16 protein-coding genes are annotated in these 19935 nt (G+C 59.7%); 6 read left to right on the top strand and 10 right to left on the bottom strand.

The window, feature by feature from the left end; translation table 11 throughout:
- Positions 1–9 precede the first annotated feature (9 nt).
- From ACUIAF_RS00150 to ACUIAF_RS00140, 3 genes are all read right to left on the bottom strand, one after another.
- The gene (locus tag ACUIAF_RS00150) at positions 10–1299 is read right to left on the bottom strand and encodes a citrate synthase (protein WP_445339194.1); all 1290 of its coding nucleotides are present in this window, start codon (positions 1297–1299) and stop codon (positions 10–12) included.
- A 333-nt stretch (positions 1300–1632) separates the two neighbouring features.
- Positions 1633–2409 carry a type I methionyl aminopeptidase gene (gene map, locus ACUIAF_RS00145; RefSeq protein ID WP_015022227.1) on the bottom strand — a complete coding sequence of 259 codons (777 nt, stop codon included), beginning with the start codon at positions 2407–2409 and terminating at the stop codon, positions 1633–1635.
- 103 nt (positions 2410–2512) lie between these two features.
- A complete protein-coding gene (locus ACUIAF_RS00140; protein WP_445338636.1) occupies positions 2513–3211 on the bottom strand; it encodes an HdeD family acid-resistance protein in 699 nt (232 codons plus the stop codon).
- Between the two features lie 175 nt (positions 3212–3386).
- On the opposite strand from ACUIAF_RS00140, the gene ACUIAF_RS00135 reads away from it, so the two are divergent.
- Positions 3387–5480 carry a M13 family metallopeptidase gene (locus ACUIAF_RS00135; protein WP_445338634.1) on the top strand — a complete coding sequence of 698 codons (2094 nt, stop codon included), beginning with the start codon at positions 3387–3389 and terminating at the stop codon, positions 5478–5480.
- Positions 5481–5601: 121 nt separating this feature from the next.
- On the opposite strand, the gene ACUIAF_RS00130 is transcribed toward ACUIAF_RS00135, so the two are convergent.
- Entirely contained in the window at positions 5602–6102 is a 501-nt protein-coding gene (locus tag ACUIAF_RS00130) for a single-stranded DNA-binding protein (RefSeq protein WP_445338633.1), read from the bottom strand.
- Between the two features lie 1078 nt (positions 6103–7180).
- Here ACUIAF_RS00130 and ACUIAF_RS00125 point away from each other — a divergent pair.
- Positions 7181–8035 (top strand): exodeoxyribonuclease III, encoded by an 855-nt coding sequence (locus tag ACUIAF_RS00125; protein ID WP_198215853.1) that lies wholly within the window; start codon positions 7181–7183, stop codon positions 8033–8035.
- Between the two features lie 127 nt (positions 8036–8162).
- On the opposite strand, the gene ACUIAF_RS00120 is transcribed toward ACUIAF_RS00125, so the two are convergent.
- Complete coding sequence (locus ACUIAF_RS00120; RefSeq protein WP_110417471.1) at positions 8163–9977, bottom strand: proline--tRNA ligase; 1815 nt, start codon at positions 9975–9977, stop codon at positions 8163–8165.
- Between the two features lie 307 nt (positions 9978–10284).
- On the opposite strand from ACUIAF_RS00120, the gene ACUIAF_RS00115 reads away from it, so the two are divergent.
- From ACUIAF_RS00115 to ACUIAF_RS00100, 4 genes are all read left to right on the top strand, one after another.
- Positions 10285–11070, top strand: a complete 786-nt coding sequence (locus ACUIAF_RS00115) for an ABC transporter ATP-binding protein (RefSeq protein ID WP_445338631.1) — start codon at positions 10285–10287, stop codon at positions 11068–11070.
- A gap of 164 nt (positions 11071–11234) precedes the next feature.
- Positions 11235–12572, top strand: a complete 1338-nt coding sequence (locus tag ACUIAF_RS00110) for a hypothetical protein (protein ID WP_445338629.1) — start codon at positions 11235–11237, stop codon at positions 12570–12572.
- Between the two features lie 278 nt (positions 12573–12850).
- A complete protein-coding gene (locus tag ACUIAF_RS00105; protein WP_445338627.1) occupies positions 12851–13351 on the top strand; it encodes a hypothetical protein in 501 nt (166 codons plus the stop codon).
- A gap of 245 nt (positions 13352–13596) precedes the next feature.
- Complete coding sequence (locus ACUIAF_RS00100) at positions 13597–14067, top strand: GNAT family N-acetyltransferase (RefSeq protein ID WP_445338626.1); 471 nt, start codon at positions 13597–13599, stop codon at positions 14065–14067.
- 45 nt (positions 14068–14112) lie between these two features.
- Here ACUIAF_RS00100 and ACUIAF_RS00095 read toward each other — a convergent pair whose 3' ends face one another.
- The 5 genes from ACUIAF_RS00095 to ACUIAF_RS00075 form a co-directional block, all read right to left on the bottom strand.
- Positions 14113–15519 carry a PIF1 family DEAD/DEAH box helicase gene (locus tag ACUIAF_RS00095; protein ID WP_445338625.1) on the bottom strand — a complete coding sequence of 469 codons (1407 nt, stop codon included), beginning with the start codon at positions 15517–15519 and terminating at the stop codon, positions 14113–14115.
- Between the two features lie 40 nt (positions 15520–15559).
- Positions 15560–16261 (bottom strand): oligoribonuclease, encoded by a 702-nt coding sequence (gene orn / locus ACUIAF_RS00090; protein WP_445338624.1) that lies wholly within the window; start codon positions 16259–16261, stop codon positions 15560–15562.
- Between the two features lie 194 nt (positions 16262–16455).
- Positions 16456–18003 (bottom strand): IMP dehydrogenase, encoded by a 1548-nt coding sequence (gene guaB / locus ACUIAF_RS00085; RefSeq protein ID WP_110417477.1) that lies wholly within the window; start codon positions 18001–18003, stop codon positions 16456–16458.
- 66 nt (positions 18004–18069) lie between these two features.
- Positions 18070–19260: an MraY family glycosyltransferase gene (locus ACUIAF_RS00080; RefSeq protein WP_445338622.1), complete on the bottom strand. Its 1191-nt coding sequence runs from the start codon at positions 19258–19260 to the stop codon at positions 18070–18072.
- On the bottom strand, positions 19257–19916 hold the full coding sequence (locus tag ACUIAF_RS00075; RefSeq protein ID WP_033510940.1) for an L-threonylcarbamoyladenylate synthase: 660 nt from the start codon (positions 19914–19916) through the stop codon (positions 19257–19259). Before ACUIAF_RS00075 ends, ACUIAF_RS00080 begins: the two co-directional genes overlap by 4 nt.
- Positions 19917–19935 lie beyond the last annotated feature (19 nt).

Genomic DNA, 19935 nt, shown 5'->3' with positions numbered 1-19935 from the left:
TCATCGGACTCAGCGCTGCTCCATGGGAAGGTAGTCGCGCGGGCCCTGCCCGGTATAGACCTGCCTGGGACGACCGATTTTCGTGTCTGGATCGTCCAGCATCTCCCTGTACTGGGCGATCCATCCGGGGATGCGACCCAATGCAAAGAGCGTGGTGAACATCTCCGGGTCGAAGCCTATGTCGCGGTAGATGAGTCCAGTGTAAAAGTCCACATTGGGATAGAGGTGGCGCTCGACGAAGTAGTCGTCATGCAGGGCCAGATCCTCCAGTTCCAAGGCCACGTCGAAAAGCTCCGCATCCTCGGCATTTTTATTCTGGTCGGGTTCATCCATGAGCTTGTAGAGCCATTGCTTGGCTATGGCCGCGCGCGGGTCATAGGACTTATAGACCCGGTGGCCCAGACCCGCAATTTTCCGACCCTCCTTCTTGGCCTGGTCCACATAGCCTCGCACACCCAGACCGGAATCCCGTATGCTCTTCAGCTGGCGCAACACGGCCTCGTTGGCGCCGCCGTGCAAGGGACCTGACAGAGTATTGATGCCGGCAGCCACTGCCGAATACAGATTGGCCCGGGCTGATCCAGCAATCCGCACTACTGAAGTGGAGCAGTTCTGTTCATGGTCGGCATGGATGATCAGGAGCTTGTCCAGGGCCTGTACCTTGAGAGGGTCAGCCTGATAGGGCTGGTAGGGCATGGCGAAGCTCATCCGCAGGAAGTCCTCCACATAGCCCCAGGTCCTGTCCGGGTAGAGCAGAGGCTGATCACGGCGACGCCGGTGGATCAATGAGACGATGGTGCGCACCTTGGCCATGATGATGGAGCTGGCCTCATCCAGCTGATCGGGATCGTCTACGTCACAGGTGTCCGGGTGGAAGCCAGCAAGCGCGTTGACCGCAGCGGCCAGCACACTCATGGGATGAGCCTGGCGGGGGAAGGACGAGAGCAGATGACGGAAGTCCTCCCCTACGAGCGTGTGACCCAGGACATGGCTGCGGAACCGCTGGTACTGCTCAGCATCAGGCAGCTCGCCATGGGACAGCAGCCAGGCTACTTCGAGAAAATTGGACTGGGCGCACAGATCCTCTATGGCATAGCCCCTGTAGCGCAGTATGGACCGCTTACCGTCAATAAAGGTGATTCCCGATACGCACTGGGCCGTGGTCTGGAAGCCGGGATCCAGCGTAACCCAGCCGTCGTTGCGCAGGGAGGAGACCAGAATGCCGTCGGGCCCTTCGGTGGCACGAACCAGGGGAAGATCAACCTGTTCGGAATCGATGGACAACCGTGCTGTAGACACCACGCACCTCCTGTTAATCAACCAGTGAGGTGCCAGTGGGAGTCGATGGCCATGCCGAATCAGGCTACCGGCACCTGTACCGGCGTGGAATTGCCGACATGCTAGCAGAAACAACCACGACTTCGATTACCGGCTTGTAACCGTCAGCAGGAATCCGTCGCCCCCAGCAACGACGCGCTGATCCAGGGCGGGGCTGTCTTCCTTCCCGCGCCAGCCTGCGGGTAACAACGCCAGGAAAGAAAGGGATGGCATCAAACAGGGACCCATGAGCATCCACATTGTGGACATTCCTGGGTCCCCTATAGTCCTATTTCACCCTCGGACAGCCTCTACTCATTCCCTGGTCGTCAGGATGACAGGCCCCTGCTCGGTGATGGCGATGGTGTGCTCGCTGTGGGCGCCGCGCGACCCGTCTGCAGAACGCAGGGTCCAACCGTCCTTGGGATCCTGGTAAATCTGATCGGTCGTCGCCAGGAACCAAGGCTCAATGGCGATGACCAGACCCGGGCGCAGCTTGTAGCCGTGATGAGGAGTGCCGTCGTTGGGCACATGGGGATCACCATGCATAATCCGCCCTACACCGTGTCCGCCAAACTCCAGGTTGACGCTGTACCCGTTTTCATGGGCAACCTCACCGACCGCAGCGGAGATGTCACCCAGACGGTTGCCGGGCTGAGCCTGGGCAATACCCGCCTTCAGGGCCTCTTCTGTAGTCCGAATCAGTCGCAGATCCTCTGGATCGGCATGCTCGCCCACCACGAAGCTGATAGCCGAGTCGCCTACCCAACCGTCCACATTGATGGCCAGATCCAGGGAGAGCAGGTCGCCGTCCTTGAGGTTGTAGTCATACGGAACCCCGTGCAGAACGGCATCGTTGACAGACAGGCAGATGTAGTGAGCGAAGGGGCCTGTGCCGAAATCAGGCGCGTAGTCCACGTAGCAGGAGGTTGCCCCCTTACGGGAGTTGATCCTGTCCTTGACGTAGTCGTCCAGCTCCAGCAGGTTGACCCCGGGTTTGCTCATGGCCTTGAGCTCCTTGAGGATGCTGCCGACAAACCTGCCCGCCGGCTTCATCTGTTCGATCTCCTGCTTGGTTTTGAGCTCGATCATCCTCTGCGTCCTTTCATGATTGGTGCCCGCGGGTGCCGTCCCTCAGGGTCCTGCCCAAGTACTACCTCCCAGTATTATCGGGTCAGTCGGACGAGTCCGGCTCTCAGTTCCGGCCGAAGGTGAAGGCCCTGATGATGGAGACGACTCCCAGCACCAGAAGAGCGCACCCGCTGAAGATGACCAGGAAGATGACGGAGCTCAGCGGATAGATCATGACGATGATTCCGGCGATGATGGAGACAATGCCTGAGAAGATGGCCCAGCCTGAATGTGGAAGCCCCCAGGAGGCGGCCAGACTCATCACGCCCTCCATGATCCAGCCGATGCCCACAATGATGGTGACCAGCAGGGTCAGTGCAGAAGCGGACAGGGCCGTGTTTCTGACGATGACAATGCCTCCGACGGCAATCAGAGCGCCAAAGAGGACACCCAACACACGCCAACCGCCTGGAAGTCCCTTGGTCACGATGGCGGTGGCCAGACGGACCACGCCGGAGATGATGAAGTAGATGCCCAGCACCACGGTCACGGCGATCAGGGTCTTGTCCGGCCTGAGCAGAAGGGCCAGGCCCAGGATGACTCCAATCACACCCATGACGCCCATGATGATGCGGATGGCCCGCAGGGTTCTGAATCCCAGATCCTCAGCAATCATGGAGAATGGATCCATGCGTGGCGGGCGCCCCTGATAGCCGGGGTATTGCCCATACTGACCATAATTATCCTGGTATTGGCCGCCATTCCGCCCAGAATCCTGACCACCGTACTGATTGGGCTGACCGCCCTGCATGGGATCCGTCATACCGTCCTCTTTCACTCGCTCAAGGCGGCCGAGCTGCCGTCCTGTTACCGTTCTCCAAGTTTAAATCACCAATGCGGCAATCGCCGTTTTCCCCTTCGGCGGATGATTCGCCGGTCCACTGGTTCCCGGCGACCCCGGGGCAAGGCATGTCACCGAAGATGGCTAGGCTTGTGGCATGGCACAATCTACTGAATCCAATACCTCCTCCGGACTTGATCCGGCCTCCTTCTCTTCGGTCATTCGACCGCAGGACGACCTCTTCCGCTTCGTCAACGGCCCCTGGATCGACACCTACAGTCTGCCCGAGGACCGCTCCCGGTTCGGCTCCTTTGACAAGCTTGCCGAAGATGCCGAAGCACAGATTCATGAAATCCTCGAGGACCCGGAATCCCAGGCAGTCAAGTCAGCTCTGCTCTATCGTAGCTTCCTGGACACTGAGGCCATCGAAGCTGCAGGAATGGAACCGATCCGCCCCGACCTGCAGGCCATTGATGCCGTGTCCGACAAGAAGGCGCTGACCAGTCTGCTCGGTCGGCTCAACCCTACGGGCGGACCCGATCTGTTTGGCATCGCCATTTATGGCGATCCAGGCAACGCCGGCGTCAATGTGGCTCATATGGAACAGGCCGGGATTGGACTTCCCGACGAGGCCTACTACCGGGAGAAGAGCTACGCCCCGGTCCGCCAGGCCTACACCGACATGGTGGCCTCCCTGCTCAGGCTCTCCGGCTACTCCAACGACCAGGAGGATGCACAAAGGCAGGCGGAGTCCTTCCTTGAGGTCGAGACTCGTATAGCGGCACGCCACTGGGACAACGTATCCACCCGAGATGAGGATCGTACCTACAATCCCACGACCTTGGCCGACCTGGAGTCAACGCTCGCCGATTTCGATCTGCACACCTGGATCGAGTCCTGGCAGAATGCATATGCAGCCAGCCCTGCCGCCAATCTGCAACCGGTTGATCTGAGCTCAGCCCTGTCCAGGACCATTGTGCACGAACCCTCCTTCCTGCAGGGTTTGAACGAGCTTTGGAAAACCAGTGATCTGGAGGATCTCAAACTCTGGGCCCGCGTACACACCCTGATCGAGTGGGCAGGCCTACTCAGCAGCGACTTCGATCAGACCAGGTTCGACTTCTATGGCAAGGTTCTTTCAGGTACGACCAAGATGCGGGACCGCTGGAAGCGAGCCGTCTCCCTGATCAACGGCATTTGCGGCGAGGAGGTCGGACGCGAATATGTGCGTCGGCACTTCCCTGCCTCCAGCAAGGCCCGCATGGAGGCCCTGGTCTCAGACCTGATCGATGCCTATCGGGTCTCCATTACCTCCAGCGACTGGCTGGGCGAACAGACCAAGGTCAAGGCCCTGGCCAAGCTGGACAAATTCTCGCCCAAGATCGGCTACACCGAGCACTGGCGCGACTATACGGCGCTGGCTGTGGACGAAAAGCTGGGCCTGGTCGACAACGTGCGACGGGCCAACCTCTACGAGTCCGGCTACCAGTTCGGCAAGGCCGGTCAGCCCGTGGACAAGGAAGAGTGGCTGATGAACCCTCAGACGGTCAACGCCTACTACGAGCCCACTCTGAACGTCATCGTCTTCCCCGCAGCCATCCTGCAGCCGCCCTTCTTCGACCCAGAAGCCGACGACGCCGTCAACTACGGAGGCATCGGGTCGGTCATCGGCCACGAAATCGGCCACGGATTCGACGACCAGGGCTCCAAGTACGACGGTGACGGACGTCTGCAGGACTGGTGGACCCCGCAGGACCGTGAGAACTTCGAGCAGAGGACCAAGGCGCTCATCGAACAGTACAACGGGTTCGTGCCTCAACAGCTTGCCGAGAAGTACGCCGACAAGCCCGAGCAAGCACCTCATGTCAATGGAGCCCTGACCATTGGCGAGAACATCGGGGACCTGGGAGGCGTCAATATCGCCATCAAGGCCTATGCCCTCTCCTTGCAGAAGAAGGAGGGCGGCACAGCAGGGTCAGACGATGCAACTATGGACCAGGCGCTGGCCTCGGCTCCGGTCATGGACGGTTATACCGGCCTGCAACGGTTCTTCCTGTCCTATGCCTCCATCTGGAGGACCAAGAACAGGGATCAGCTGGCCGAACAGTATCTGCAGATCGATCCCCACTCCCCTGCTGAATTCCGCACCAACGGCATCGTCAGAAACGTGGAGCGCTTCTATCAGGCCTTTGGGGTCACACCCGAGGACGGTATGTGGCTGGAACCCAAAGCACGGGTCAAGATCTGGTAGATCGGTTCGATTGCATTCGTTGGTTGGTTGACGGTTTCAATAAGCCTGCTGATCATGGCGGGAGGCCGACGGGAATCGGTCGGCCTCCCGCCTTCGTCTTGCTCGACCGAAACAACCTTGCTCATCCGGCATCGGAAACCTCTACCGATGTCCGCTCGGCCGCAGACGGCGTGGAGGCAGTTTCGGACGGCGAAGATGTAAGCGGCGTGGTCCAAGGATCCGGACTGACGGCCCCCTCATCAATAGGCGCTGTACCAGATCGAATCTTGGTGAAGGTGTCCTGTCCCCGGGCCAGGTCGTGACCGATGCCATCCGCCACCAAGACCAGACTGCTGTGCTGCTGGCCATCGCTGATCCACTCCTCCGTCACTAAAGATCCCGTCACCATGACCGGATCGCCCTTGTGCAGACAGGCCAGGGCATTGACCGCCAGGGTCCTGAAGGCTTTGACCGTCAGCCAGGTGGTGGATTTTCGTTTCCACACCCTAGCCGCAGCATCGTAATAGGCCGGCGTAGAGCCCAACCTGAAGGAGCAGACAGGTGTAGACCCCGGCTGTCCCAGACGAGTTGGTTGGGTCCCCATAAAACCGAAGACAGTCGTTTTTATTTCGTTGATGGACATACCGGAACCTCTCTGTTGATGTTATGAATCGGACGCTGTAAATCTGCCAGTCGATTCCTGATCTTGCAGCGGTGAGGCCATCCGACGGAGGATCCCCGACCAGAGCGCGGATAATCGGAGCGGGGGAAGGGACAGGCCCCGGCCAGGGACCCTCCGTCGAACGGTGAATCCATCCTGCCTCCGCCCACGTCCCCATACCCGACCTGCTGACCATTGTGGTCGAACTAACACGGCCAAACTCACATTGTGGACAGACCAACTTTTCTTCCATAAAATCCAAAATAAGTCTATTGCTAGGAAGATCTATTTCGTCAGGTAAAGCAATGTGGACATACCCCATTAATTATGAAAACTTGAGAACAAGGGAAAACTTGCTAACGAAAAATGGACGGCTCGGATGCAGGTAAACGTCAATGGTGATAATGCCTTGACGACTCATAATTGGTGATTATTCAAGGAGAGAGGTGGACACAATATGATTGCAGAAGCAATTGCGGGCGTATAGCGATAGTGGGATGTATAGCAGGGATGGCGGCAGCTGCCATACTCGTTACATTGTTGATTCGGTACTTCAGGAAGAACAGAACACAGCATACATAAATCCAGGCAATAGCCTATGGGCGGCCCTGGCCTTAATTCCCGTGACTTCATCACCGATAATGGGTGGCGGCCTGCGTTAGTTATAAGACAAACCGCCACCCATTATCTTGTTCTCGGCCGCTTTCAGCAATGCTGGTCCGATTACCTCATGAACACTCCAGATGGACAGTTGTAACCAGTCACTATCCGTCAGGAAACACAAGGCTGTAAAAAAGAATGAGAGACTCAGGCAACTCCATTCCGAACCAGAGAAGGTCGCAGCCTATCATTCTGCTCGAGGCTGACGTGCAGACGTGGAAACAAGCCGCAAGATCGACGCAAGAAACCAGGGGAGCAGCGTTCGAAGACGGCATTCACTCGGCTTATCCCAGTGAAGGCATGATTACCGATGCTTTCACTGCCCAAGACCATCGGGCATTGGTCCTGGGCTAAACTGTGAGAGCAGATACATCGGCACGGTTTGGAAGGACCCGCAGTCATGGTTCACACGCTGGTCAGTTGGAACATCGATTCGCTCAACGCCGCCTTGCTGGGCAAAAGCAGCCGTAGCGCCCTCTCCCTGAGGGTGGTGGAGACCATACGGGATCTGGACCCTGATGTCGTAGCCATCCAGGAAACCAAACTCAACGGCGATCAGAAGAAATCCGCAGGCATTCTTAAGGCGCTCATGCGCTATTTCCCCGATTACCAGGAGGTGGACCGCCGCTCCGAGGCCCCGGCCCGCACAGGTTACGCAGGCACGCTCATGCTCTACCGTAAGAGCCTGCCGGAGCCTACCGTGACCCGCCCCCGCATCGGCGCCCCGGATACGATGGATGACGAGGGCCGCATGCTCACCCTGGAGTTCCCGGACTGCTTCGTGACCACGGTCTACACCCCCAATTCAGGATCGGGACTGGTCAGGCTCAAGCCACGCGGCGTCTGGGACGATTGCTACCGTCGCTACCTGCAGGAACTGGATACCCGCAAGCCGGTCCTGGCATGTGGCGACTTCAACGTGGCCCACGAAGAGATCGACATCGCCAACCCTGCCTCAAATCACCACTCCGCTGGCTTTACCGATCAGGAGCGCGAGAAGTTCGGCCTTCTGCTGGACGCAGGCTTCACCGACACCTTCCGAAAGATCCATGGCGATGCCGCAGGCTTCTACGATGACCACCGCAGCGTCTACACCTGGTTCGCCCAGCGGGCCCCAAAGAGCAAGATCAACAACTCCGGCTGGCGCATCGACTATTGGCTGACCTCCAACCGAATCTCAGGTCAGGTCAGCACCAGCGAACCTGTGGACACCGGCGAGCGCCAGGACCACCTGCCCATTCTGCTGCGCATCTGACCGGATAGATATCTGAACCCAAACCGATACAACCAAAAGGGTGGGGCCTTGGTCGCGTGCATCATGACACGGCCTAAGCCCCACCCTCTATATTGGTTGCGATAAACAACTATGAGCGTGGCATAGCCTACTGCAAGGCAGCGATCCGATCCACAATCACCTGAGCGGTCTGATCGGCAGGAATAGCTTGCACATCAGAACCGTCGCGGTTGCGAATCTCGATGGTGCCCTTGGCGATGGTGTCGCGACCGGCAATAGCGACCAGGGGGACCCCGATCAGCTCTGCATCCTTGAACTTGACCCCGGGGGATACCTTGGGACGGTCGTCATAGATGACCTCCACACCACGGTCCTCCAGGTCGGCGACCAGCTTCTCTGCGGCATCGAAGGCCTCCTGCTTTTTGCCGGTGGCTATCACATGGACCGCGGCAGGAGCGACAGCCTTGGGCCAGGCCAGACCCTTGTCATCGTGATGCATCTCGGCAATGCAGGCCAGCACACGGGAGATGCCGATGCCGTAGCAGCCCATCCAGACCGGTACCGCCTTGCCGTTATTGTCCAGGACCTTCAGACCCAGTGCGTCAGAGTATTTCAGGCCAAGCTGGAAGACCTGGCCAATCTCCACACCACGCTCGAAGCTGAGCGGCCCTGATCCGTCAGGACTCATGTCCCCGTGACGGACCTCAGCGGCCTCCACCACTCCGTCGGCTTGGAAGTCACGCCCGTAGACCGCATTGGCCAAATGCACGCCTTGGGCATCAGCACCGGTCACCCAGGCCGAGCCAGGGGCCACATGGGCGTCAAGGAAGTAGCGGATATGGGCCGCAGACTCGATGTCCGAACGCTGGGGGCCCAGCACGCGAGGACCGATGTATCCCTTGACCAGCTCGGGGTGGGTGGCAAGGTCAGCCTCATTGGCCTCCTCGAGCTCGGCCGGGGCGAACTGGGCCTCCAACCGCTTCATGTCCACCTGACGGTCACCCGGCAGACCGACGGCCACCAGTTCCCGCCAGCCCTCGGGATGGTCATCATCCGCAGGGTGCTTGACGGCGACAATCAGGTTCTTCAAGGTATCGGCAGCGGTCCAGTCCCGGCCGTCCTCGCGCGGATGCAGCTGGTTGAACCGCTCTACCAGAGTGTCGATGGTGGTCGAGTCGGGGGTATCCAGCTCTTGCATGGCGGGGATCTCAGCGTAGTCGATCGGATCGGGACGCGGGGTGGTCAACGCCTCTACGTTCCATGCCTTCCCTGATGGAGCCAGGGCAAAGGTGTCCTCACCTATGGGCAGCGGAGCCAGGAATTCCTCGGACTCGGATCCCCCCATGGGTCCGGAGACCGCATGGACGATTACATACTTGACACCCAGACGCTTGAAGATTCGTTCATAGGCGCCGCGCTCATCCTGGTAGGCCTTCTTCAGCCCATCCTCATCCACAGTGAAGGAGTAGGCGTCCTTCATAATGAACTCGCGACCCCTGATCAGCCCGGCGCGGGGTCGGAACTCGTCGCGGTACTTGGTCTGAATCTGGTAGAGGACAACCGGCAGGTCCTTGTAGGAGGAGTACATATCCTTGACCAAAAGGGTGAACATCTCCTCATGGGTGGGAGCCAACAGGTAATCAGCGCCGTGCCTGTCCTGGAGTCGGAAGAGATTCTCACCGTACTCCTCCCAGCGGTGGGTGGCCTCGTAGGGCTCACGAGGCAGCAGGGCCGGGAAGTGGACCTCCTGGGCGCCAATGCCGTTAATCTCCTCCCGGACCACGGCCTGGACCTTATCAAGGACTTTCAGACCCAGCGGTAGCCAGGTGAAGATGCCAGGGGCCACCTTGCGAACGTAACCGGCCCGCTGCAGGAGTTTGGCCGAGTCCACATCGGCGTCGGCCGGATCCTCCCTGAGGGTCCGCAGAAAGAGGGTTGACATGCGCATGGCTTTGGTTCTCATACCTCCCAAAGATATGCGCGCAAAGGGACAAGCAGCCATAGAAGGTGACCTGTGACAATTTGCCGAAGGGGAGCCAGAAATCTGGGAATTATTGATCGCGCTGATCATACATTTACATTGTCCTGGTGGTCACGCCTTGGAGAAGCACCGGAGGCCGGCCATGATGCCGCGGAATACGGAGACCGCATCTTCCCGGATACCGTTCATTTGCCCTGCCAAGCAGGCCGATTTGACTCAAGCAGTTATCTGGTATAGAATTAAATATATTTTGAAACAAAATTAGTTCAAGTTTTTATTAGTTGGTTCAATGGTGAATTATAAAGTAGACGTTTCCCTCTCGCACGTGTCTTTCTCCTACGGCCGTAAACAGGCGCTGTCGGATGTGTCCTTGAGCTTCGGCAACGGCGTATTCGGGCTCTTGGGTCCCAATGGTGCCGGCAAGACGACACTGATGAATATTGTGACCACCTTGTCACGTCCTTCCTCGGGCGGTGTAAGGATTGCCAGAGCGAATGTGCTGACAAGCGCTGGACGACGTCGGGCCAGGAGCCGAATCGGATATTTGCCGCAATCGTTCGAGTTGATGAATGCTTCCAGCCTGATGCGCAATGTGCGGTACGCCGCATGGGCGCGCGGTCTGTCCTGGAAAGCTTCCTGTGATGCAGCGGTGTGGGCCCTGGAGCAGGTGGAATTGTCCGGGGAAGCTCACCGCCCGGTGCGCAGCCTGTCCGGTGGCATGCGTCAACGGGCGGGCATCGCGTGTGCAATTGTCGCCCGTCCCGACGTGCTTGTCTTGGACGAACCGACCGTTGGCCTTGATCCGGTGCAGCGCATTGAGGTGCGTAAATTCCTCGACGCATATGCGGACAGCCACACAGTGCTGGTGAGCACGCATTTGGTCGAGGATCTGGCCGCAATCGCCGACCGCGTGCTGGTACTCGACCACGGGCATCTGCTCCTGGACGGACGCATGGATGATCTCGCCGCCTTGGCCGATCCTGAGGACTCAATGGCATCGCCTTGGGAATCCGGTTATCGACGGCTGCTGACGGGATCCGGACACCTGCCATTCGACCAGGGTGAGGTCTCATGATGGCCCGTCTGCTCAATCCCTTGTCACCGGTGAGCTCGCTGGTGTTCTTTCTGTCAATGATGGCATATCCGGCCGCATTATCGGTGCGCAACTACGGAGTCGGCCAATCAGATGCGTCCCCGTGGGCACTGACAGATGCGGCCTTGCAGTTCGACCTGACCTGGATGCATCTGGTGACGGATGTAATCGCCTGCATGTTCGGCGCATGGAGCGCCTGGAAAGCGTGTTCCCCGCGATCCATGGTCGCGCCGCCCTGGATCGGGGGCCCGTCTGTCCGCAGATATGGCGTGCCTGTCCTCAAGGGTGCCGCATTGAGTTCCCTGGCCTATGCGGCAGGTTGTCTTCCCGCCATCGTCCAGACACTGCGGTTCACAGGCGGGTCGGTTCCCGTGGGAGCCTTGCTCATGGGTATGGCGGTGCCGGCGGCCATGTTCGCCCTCGGCTATGCGCTCGGGGCCATCATGGGCAACCGCTGGTCCCTGGTGCCGGCCACGCTTTTGCCTGCCGCCCTGTGTTGGGGCAGCTTAGTCCTGCTGATGCCGCGCATACCCAAGGGTGACGTGTTTCCCCGAGCCTGGGGGTCGCCGCTGGCCGTGGTGATGCCGATGATGGACACGGGCATCGGTGCCGAGCCGGGACTCAGTATTAACCTTTCAGCGGTGACAGTGCGCTGGATCTTGGTCGCAGTAGTGCTGGCCGCATCCACAGCGGCATGCATGCTGACCGCACACCAGTGGCAGCCCGGCCTGTCATGGATAGTCGCCCCATTGGCTGTGCTTCTTTTAGTTCCGACTGCTGCCGGGGGCCTGGTAGCCATGTCCGGCCCGGCGGAATGGCGACGATCCGCTCCGTTCACCCCGGTGTGCAAAAGCATAGACGGCGTGCCGCTGTCAGTGTGCTCCCACCCGGATGATGGCGCCCACCTGAGACGCTACATGCGATATATGCGGTCGGTCGCCTCATGGTTCCCCAAGGACAGTGTGGAAGGCAGCTCGGGTCTTGTGCTTTTGCTGGGCAACGCCTTTACGCCTACGTCCCACGGCCAGGCGTGGAATCTCACCGGCCAAGGCCTGGCCGAACTGGAACACTTGGGCGGCAAGAAGATACAGATAATGACCGACACAGTCACCGAACGCACTGGACGATACAGTGACCTAGCTGATGTCACACAGGCCATCGTGAAGGAATTCGTCCATGCTGACTGCGCGGCTACGGCACTTAAAAACGTGTATAAACAACGGACATTGGATGATGGTGCCAGCGTGTCCGCCTTCGTGCTGGAGCAGTTGCCCCAGCGCATGAGAGAGACCGTCTACGAGTCGATGGGCAGCAGAGGAAGCGGGGCATCCGGGATGGGAAGCGCCCGAGGCCCTGCCGCCGATCTGCTCAACGATGCCACTAATGAAGAGTTCCATGCCTATGTGCGTCGCAACCTCTCTGGGCTCGAACGCTGCGCCATCACGCCGTCCGATGTCATCAATGATCTGGGGAAGAACCACTGATGGGCGGCCGGCATCGACGTGGTACCTTGAAAGGCGGAATCCCGGTCGGATGGTTGGCTGGGCGACGCCCATGGGCGGCTTTGGCATTTGTCGTGCTGGCTGTGACCGTGCCCTTCCTGCTTGCCAACGCCTCCGCTTCCGCTACCGGCGGGGAGATCTATGCCCGGCCAGCCTATTATGGGTACGTCTGCGTTCCTGATCCACATGCAGCGGTATTCAACGGCGCCGTACATACCCAATGCCCACCAGGCAAAAGCGCCGTGCCCAGTATGGTGCCCATGGCCGAGCTGGCCTACGCGGCGTTCAGTGCATGCGCCTTGGTCATGCTTGCCCCGCTTATGCCCACCTGGGAGCGCCTGAACCTGGCACGCGTCCGTTGGCGAGCCCTGGCCGCAGGGACAGGCGTGCTGATGCTACCATTTCTTTTCAGCCTCCTCCTTACCATACCGAATTTCCACGGCGGCCCAACCAGCGTACAGTCGCTGCTCAGACTGGCTGCCTGCAATGGCTTGGTCGACGCATCCTTGGTCATGCTCGGCATCGCATTGCTTGGTCGTTTCTACGGGCTTGGCCTGGGCATAGGGCTGGCAGTGTTCAATATCGCCAGCCAAGGTATTCAGATAGGCATGGGAATGACGCTCCGTCTATACCCCGAAGACATCAAACCGCCCATTCCTGGGCAGGGGACTTGGCCGGCGATTGCAGCGGTCTTGACAGTCTTCGCCGTCTTACTCTGGACGGTCACCGGAGGCCGGGGAATGATCTTGGACAAGAAATAAAGGGCCAGCACAGCTGGTTGTGAGATGTGTGAGACCCTGCCAACTTTAACGGCGCAGGAGTTCGTCCTAGTCCACCTGGCCGTCAACCGAACCCAAACCAAACGGCACATACCGGAAAAAGTCGGTAAATCCTCAACCTGACATCCGGCATCTCTCCAGCATTACCCTCCCCCATAAAGAGGACCAAGATATGATGGTTGTATATCGAATAGGTTTTCTGATTTACAAGGACAAGGCGGGCACCTATGTCATCAGAGCCAGGTGTGACCATCCAGACCTTTACCAACCTTGACGCAGAGCACATGACACTCCTCCTGGAGGCCGATCCTTCAGAACTGATAATCCGTGACGTTTTCACCCATTCCTGTGCTTATGAAATCCGAGTGGAACACGCTCTGACTGGTGTCATGCTGCTTGTCAGACCAAACACGGATACCTTGGAAATCGCCAATATCAGTGTGGGCCGTGCTTATCGCCGGCAGGGACTTGGAAGCAGATTAATAGACCGAGCCAAGATGGAGACCGTCAGGCTGGGTCTGAGAAGATTGGAAGTAGGCACCGGATCCACCAGTTTTGAGGCCCTTTGCTTCTACCAAACATGCGGGTTTCGCATGGACCGCATTGAACGGGATTATTTTGCAGACCGCTACCAGCAACCCATTGTCGAGAACGGAATCATCCTGAGAGACATGGTCCGCCTGTCATGGTGCCTCTAGCGACCCGGATGACTACACCGGATCAAGACCGGTAAGGGCGACCAATCAGAAAAGTTCGTCCTGGCTGAATTCGTCTTCTGGCTCCTGACCGACGGCGCGCTTGGTGAAGGACTCAGGACCCTCATCCTTCAGACGGGCGCAGGCCGCCTTGGACTCGGCCCTCAATCCCGCATCCAGAACGACGGCATCGGGAGAGACCAGGAAGGCATGCTCATTGATGCCCGTCAGGTAGAGCCCATCCAGGCTTTCCACACGGGAGAGGGCCACGTAGCCCATCCCCGGCGCGAAGGTCCGTTTCAGATCCATGACCGCCCTGTCCAGGGTCATCCCCTGGGACTTGTGAATGGTGATTCCCCAGGCACAGCGAAGAGGCACCTGGCTGACGGCGGCCAAGACCGTGTCCCCATCCATGGTCTCCCAGGCGACAGGCTTCATGGTGACCAGGTTGCCGTTCTGGAAGGAGACGATCGGCCATCCCCCCTTGGCCGAGCTGGTGAATCCGCTGACTGTACCTATAGAACCGTTGACATATTGATGATCCTGGTCGTTGCGCAGGGCCATGACTGCGGCTCCGGTCTTCAGTGCCAGATCCTCGGGGGCCAGCATGTTCTTCTTCAGCCGCTCCACCAGCCTTGCCTCGCCCCGGGATGTGGCCTGGTAATGGTGGGCCTCTTCCTCGATGGATGCCAGGCGCTGATCGTTAAGCGTGTCGGCCTGCTTGTTGACCGGGAAGAGGTGGACCGCCACCTGGCCGGGAGCGGGCACTGCGCCCACACGGGTGGCCAGGACATCATGGTCTTCCTGGGTCACGCCACCCTCCCTGATGTCAGTCAGGACGGTCAACAGCTGGCCATCGTCCTGACGGTGCTGCTCGGTTAGATAACAAATGACCGGATCCAGGTCCTGCCAGACCAGTGATTCGGTGACGAACCCGTCCGGGTCCTTGCCGGCCTGGGCGTAACGTTCCCGGGCAGCCTGGAATTCAGGGCTGGGCGGTATTCCTGCAGCCCGGTTGGACCGAGTCACCGGAGGCAGCTGGAAGAAGTCCCCGGAAAGAACCACCTGAATCCCCCCGAATGGTTCGGGGCTGTGGCGGACAGCCCGGCAGGCCTGGTCCACCATGTCGAAGAGCCAGGCGTGCATCATGGAGACCTCGTCTATGACCAGGATGTCGGTGCCCTCGATCTGTCTGCGACGGCGGGTCTTGATCCGCTTCAAGAGCGATTCGGTCATGCAGGTGGCGATTCCCACCCCGCTCCAGGAGTGGATGGTCTGGCCGTTGATGTGCGTGGCGGCGATGCCGGTCGAGGCGGTCACCGCCACAACCGCCCCGGCCTGGCGGGCCTGGGCGACGAACTCGTTGAGCACAAAGGTCTTGCCCGACCCGGGGGCACCTGTGATGAAGGCATTGGCCCCCGCATTCAATATGGTCAAGGCTTCGGATTGCTGCATGCCTCCATGGTGCCACGTCAGAGGTACATGGCCACGCCTGTCAGTAGTCGGTCTTCTCGGGCTTGTTGGCATCCTCGACAGGATTGCCGGACTCTTCGTAATGGCGCAGAAGACTGGTCTGCTCGATCTGTTCCGCCCCGGCCTTGGACTGGGCCTGGTCGGGTCCGGGAGCCGGAAGGAAGAACATGGAGCGGTAGTAGCGCAGCTCGTCCATGGACTCGATGATGTCGGCCAGGGCCCTGTGGCCGCCATGCTTGGCCGGCTTGTTCTTGTAGACGTCCGGGTACCAGCGGCGGGACAGCTCCTTGAGGGTGCTCACGTCGATGACCCTGTAGTGCAGAAGGGCCATAAGGTCGGGCATGTACCTGTCGAGGAACTTCTTGTCGGAGCCCACCGAGTTGCCTGCCAGATGGGCCTTGCCGTTCTTGGGCAGGAAGGGCTTGACATACTCGATCACCTGACGCTGGGCTTCCTCCAGGTCCAGTCCGGTCTTCATCTCCTCGATAAGGCCGGAGGAGGTGTGCATCTTCCTGACGAAATCCCCCATATGGTCCAGGGCAGCCTGGGAGGGCTTGATGACCAGGTCGATGCCCTTGTCCAGAACCTTCATGTTGAAGTCGGTAGGTACCACGGAGACCTCGCACAGCTCGTCATGGAAGATATCCAGACCGGTCATCTCACAGTCTATCCAGATCATGCGGGATTCCTCCGCAGTGAAGGTCAGATCATTCTTATCGCTCATCTGTACGCCTTTCAGATCCGGGTTGCGCACCGGATCGCTCCTTCCGCCGCCTTGGACGGAACATTACAAGATACCGCCAGCACGTGACCGGCGAAAGGTTCGCCAGCACAGCCGACTTGACCATGTCAGACATAAGATATGCAATCGGCGCAGGTCCTGATGAGATCCTGCGCCAATCACCTGCATATGTAGGCTCAGTTGTGGAAGCCTGAGTAGTTCGGAGCCTCCTTGGTCATGACGATGTCATGTGGATGCGATTCACGCAGACCGGCATCGGTGATCCGAATGAACCGGCCCTTGCGCTGCAGCTCGGGAATGGTGCGGGCACCGGTGTAGAACATGGTCTGGTGCAGGCCGCCGACCAGCTCGTAGAGCACGTAGTTGAGCGGACCGCGATAGGGCACCTCGCCCTCCACGCCCTCGGGTACCACCTTGTCAGAGCTGGTCACGTCAGCCTGGAAGTAGCGGTCCTTGGAGTAGCTCTTCTTGCCGCGCGGGGCCATAGCGCCCAGGGAGCCCATGCCCCGGTAGACCTTGTATTGCTTGCCATGCAGGAGGACCTTCTCGCCAGGAGCCTCCTCAGTACCCGCCAGCAGACCGCCCAGCATGACCGAATCGGCCCCGGCCACGATGGCCTTGGCGATGTCGCCCGAGTAATGAATTCCACCGTCGGCGACCAGCGGGATCCCGGCAGGCCGGCAGGCCAGCGCGGCATCGTAGACGGCGGTCAGCTGGGGCACACCCACGCCAGCCACCACGCGGGTGGTGCAGATGGAGCCGGGGCCTACACCGACCTTGACCGCATCAACCCCGGCATCAATCAGCGCCTGGGCACCCTCACGGGTAGCCACGTTGCCGCCAATCACATCCACATGGTCGAAGGCATGATCAGCCTTGATCCGGCGAATCATGTCCAGCATGAGCTTGGCGTGGCCATGGGCGGTATCCACGACCAGGATGTCGACCCCGGCGTCTGCCAGGGCGGTGATACGCTGCCAGGCGTCACCGAAGAAACCGACGGCAGCAGCCACACGCAACCGGCCACGCTCATCCTTGGTGGCCTCGGGGTACTGCTCGGTCTTGACAAAGTCCTTGACGGTGATCAGCCCGGTCAGCTTACCCTCGTCATCGACCAGGGGAAGCTTCTCCACCTTGTACTTGGCCAGAAGCTGGTGGGCGTCCTCCTTAGTGATGTCGGAGGGACCGGTGATCAGATGGTCCTTGGTCATGATGTCGCTGACCTTGAGCCGGTCGAAGTCAGCCGGATTGACGAAGCGCATGTCACGGTTGGTGATGATGCCCACCAGCCGCTGCCGACGATCCACCACGGGCAGTCCGGAGACCCTGTAGGTGGAGCAGAGCTTGTCCAGGTCGGTCAGGGTGGCATCCGGGGTGACTGTCAGGGGATCGGAGATCATGCCGGATTCGGACCGTTTGACGATGTCGACCTGATTGGCCTGATCCTCGATGCTGAGATTGCGGTGGAGGACGCCGATGCCGCCGTTGCGGGCCATGGCCACGGCCATGGTGGCCTCGGTGACGGTGTCCATGGCGGCCGAAAGGACCGGGGACTTCATGGTGATGTTCCGAGTCAATCGGGTGGTGGTATCTACCTCGGAGGGGATGACATCAGATTCGTTGGGCAGCAGGAGGACGTCGTCATAGGCCAGACCGATTTTCTGGAAGGCGTCAGGGAGTTGAGTGTAGGAGGAAGGTTCGCTTTGTGGGTTTTCCATAGCCATAGCACCATGCTACAAGTGCTTCTTGACCGTTCGCGGTATCGTGTCCGTACTATTTCATCCAGTGAATCAGTTGTCCTCATCTTTATCATGCCGGTTCTTGCGATGCCAGGGCGGTCTGGCTGCGTGCTGAGAGCCTTGGGCGGCGAGAAGGGCGTTCTCCCGCCTGATTTCAGGAAGTCGACGACGGTAGTAGGGGTAGAGGGTGGCGAAGGTCAGCAATATGGCGGCCAGAGCCAGACCAATCAGGACATATCGCAGGCGGAAGAAAAGAATAAAGAGCGAACCGAAGGCGATCAGAGCGGCCCAGCCCCAGAGAATAAGGACAGCGGAACGAACCGTGTGACCGATGCGCAGCATACGGTGGTGCAGGTGCATGCGGTCGGGGTGCATGGGTGATTGCCCGTGGCTGAGCCTTCGGATGATGGCCAGGCACATGTCCAGAACAGGCAGGAAAAGCACCAGGATGGGCAGAAGAATAGGCATGAAGGCCGGCAGATAGATGCTGGTATGAATGGTGGCTGGATCCAGTCGGCCGGTGACCACGATGGATGCGCAGGTGATCAGGTAGCCCAGCAGCATGGATCCTGAATCGCCCATGAAAAGCTTTGCCGGATGCCAGTTGTGCAGTAGGAATCCCACGCAAATGCCCACCATGGCCACGTCGATCAGCGTGGCCAGAGAGGCATAATCGGGCGAGATGCGGGCAATGATATAGGAGTAGATGGCGAAGGCAATGCCTCCGATGGCCACGATGCCTGCAGCCAGGCCATCCAGTCCGTCCACGAAGTTGACCGCATTGATGGAGGCCACGATCAGGAATGCCGTTATGGCCATGGACAGGCTGGGTGAGGCCGCCACCAGGGATCCCAAAGGCAGGGAGATGATCTGGATTCCGCCCCAGGAGACGAAGACCGAAATCAGCAGCTGGCCGGCCAGCTTGAGCATCCAGTCCAGGTCCCAGAGGTCGTCGGCTATACCCAGCAGGCAGATGGCTACGGCCCCTGCAAGGATGACCCAGGCCTGATGTCCGGACTGGAAGAGGCCCGTTATGAAGGGGATACGGGAGGCGAAGCACATGGCTACGGCAAAGCCGATCAACATGCCCAAACCGCCCATCCGAGGGGTGGGCACCTTATGTACGTCGCGAGCGCGGACCACACCTACGGCGCCGACCCGGATGGCGAGATGACGAACCATGGGCATGACCAGCCAGGTGGCCCCGCCAGCGATGGCAGCAATGAACAGATATACCCTCACTGGCCCTCCCCTCCGCTGGACCGGCCCGACAGAAGGGCCCGGACCCGGGCCTCACCGATTACGCCCTGCCGCAGCACATGTATCCCGTCAGGATCAGCCTTGTCCGCTGCCACCACCGTGCTGGCCACTGAGCCGGGGGTCGGCCCCCCGTCCAGGTAAAGGTCGACGCTATCACCCAGCTCGGCTCTGGCCTGTTGGACGGTCTCCACGCTGGGATTGCCCGATCTATTGGCACTGGAAGCGGCCAAAGGTCCGGTCACCTGCAAAAGTGCCCGACAGATGGGCGAGTCAGGCACTCTGACGGCCTGGGTAGGACCATCGGGCTCCATCCGGGGGGTGCGCAGAGGGCAGGACTGTCCTACAAGGGCAATAGGCGAAAAGGGGCCCGGCAACAGGGCGGCAGCCAGGTGATCAAGAGGAGCGGGCAGGCTGAGGTCCAACCGTTTCATGGCCTTGACTCCGTCCAGCAACACCTGGATGGACTTGGTCCTGGGACGATGCTTGGCCTGAAAGAGCCGATCAATGGCCGCGTCGTTGCATGGATCGCAGACGATGCCATAGACAGTGTCGGTGGGAATGACCGCCAGCCCACCGGCGGCCACCACCTGGTCCAGCAACTGCGGCGACCGGCTGTCATAGGTCATCACCCGGCTCATACCCTGCATCACGACCTTT

It is taken from the genome of Bifidobacterium sp. ESL0822 (assembly GCF_052606675.1).
The sequence above is the reverse complement of the archived record's forward strand: the minus strand, read 5'-3'. Positions and strand labels throughout refer to the sequence as shown.

What these genes read in the sequence shown, in the direction of transcription:
- ACUIAF_RS00095 (WP_445338625.1), bottom strand. Translation starts at nt 15,519, where the DNA reads ATGCAGCAATCCGAAGCCTTGACCATATTGAATGCGGGGGCCAATGCC.
- ACUIAF_RS00100 (WP_445338626.1), top strand. Translation starts at nt 13,597, where the DNA reads ATGTCATCAGAGCCAGGTGTGACCATCCAGACCTTTACCAACCTTGAC.
- ACUIAF_RS00140 (WP_445338636.1), bottom strand. Translation starts at nt 3,211, where the DNA reads ATGACGGATCCCATGCAGGGCGGTCAGCCCAATCAGTACGGTGGTCAG.
- ACUIAF_RS00105 (WP_445338627.1), top strand. Translation starts at nt 12,851, where the DNA reads ATGGCCGAGCTGGCCTACGCGGCGTTCAGTGCATGCGCCTTGGTCATG.
- ACUIAF_RS00115 (WP_445338631.1), top strand. Translation starts at nt 10,285, where the DNA reads ATGGTGAATTATAAAGTAGACGTTTCCCTCTCGCACGTGTCTTTCTCC.
- ACUIAF_RS00135 (WP_445338634.1), top strand. Translation starts at nt 3,387, where the DNA reads ATGGCACAATCTACTGAATCCAATACCTCCTCCGGACTTGATCCGGCC.
- ACUIAF_RS00120 (WP_110417471.1), bottom strand. Translation starts at nt 9,977, where the DNA reads ATGAGAACCAAAGCCATGCGCATGTCAACCCTCTTTCTGCGGACCCTC.
- ACUIAF_RS00075 (WP_033510940.1), bottom strand. Translation starts at nt 19,916, where the DNA reads ATGAGCCGGGTGATGACCTATGACAGCCGGTCGCCGCAGTTGCTGGAC.
- map (WP_015022227.1), bottom strand. Translation starts at nt 2,409, where the DNA reads ATGATCGAGCTCAAAACCAAGCAGGAGATCGAACAGATGAAGCCGGCG.
- orn (WP_445338624.1), bottom strand. Translation starts at nt 16,261, where the DNA reads ATGAGCGATAAGAATGATCTGACCTTCACTGCGGAGGAATCCCGCATG.
- ACUIAF_RS00130 (WP_445338633.1), bottom strand. Translation starts at nt 6,102, where the DNA reads ATGTCCATCAACGAAATAAAAACGACTGTCTTCGGTTTTATGGGGACC.
- ACUIAF_RS00110 (WP_445338629.1), top strand. Translation starts at nt 11,235, where the DNA reads ATGCATCTGGTGACGGATGTAATCGCCTGCATGTTCGGCGCATGGAGC.
- guaB (WP_110417477.1), bottom strand. Translation starts at nt 18,003, where the DNA reads ATGGCTATGGAAAACCCACAAAGCGAACCTTCCTCCTACACTCAACTC.
- ACUIAF_RS00125 (WP_198215853.1), top strand. Translation starts at nt 7,181, where the DNA reads ATGGTTCACACGCTGGTCAGTTGGAACATCGATTCGCTCAACGCCGCC.